The organism is Mesorhizobium sp. M1A.F.Ca.ET.072.01.1.1 (assembly GCF_004023325.1).
Lineage (GTDB): Bacteria > Pseudomonadota > Alphaproteobacteria > Rhizobiales > Rhizobiaceae > Mesorhizobium.
This window is the reverse complement of the sequence record NZ_RZSF01000694.1, coordinates 1-616: the sequence shown is the minus strand read 5'-3', so window position 1 is coordinate 616 and position 616 is coordinate 1. Positions and strand designations below refer to the sequence as shown.

The following is a 616-nucleotide window of genomic DNA, read 5'->3' as shown; positions in this document are numbered from 1 at the left end:
CGCTTCTGACCGGAGTGCTTTCGGCCTTTCTGGTCAATGACGCGATCTGCCTGGTGATGGCGCCGATCGTCGTCCACGTCACCCGCGTCATGCGGCGCAACCCAGTTCCCTACCTGATCGCCACCTGCACGGCCTCCAACTGCGGCAGCGTCGCCACCATCACCGGCAACCCGCAGAACATGGTGATCGGCGCGCTCTCGGGCATTTCCTATCCGGCCTTCACGGCGGCGCTCGCGCCGGTGGCGCTGTTCGGCCTTGTCGCCGTCATCGTCATTGTCCGCATCGTCTACCGCGGCGAATTCTCCCGCGCCGCCGAGCTCAGCCCCGAGGTCTATCGCGGCCGCATGCTGCCCGGACAGGTCCTGAAGGCGACCATCGTCTGCGTGGTGCTGGCGTTCGCCTTCTTCGCTGGCGCGCCCGTCGCCAAGGCGGCGCTCATTGCCGGCGCTTTCCTGCTGGTCACCCGCGCGATCAAGCCGCACCGCATCTACCGCGAGATCGACGGCCCGCTGCTCTTCATGTTCGCCGGACTGTTCGTGGTCGTGGCGGGCGCCGAGCGCACGCTGCTCACCCCCGACATGATCGCCGCGGCGAAGAATATGGGCCTCGACGATGT

1 protein-coding gene is annotated in these 616 nt (G+C 67.2%); it reads left to right on the top strand.

All coding sequences use genetic code 11. From position 1 onward, the window contains the following. A partial coding sequence (locus EOA32_RS37590; RefSeq protein ID WP_281015319.1) for an SLC13 family permease occupies positions 1-616 on the top strand: 616 nt, incomplete at both ends.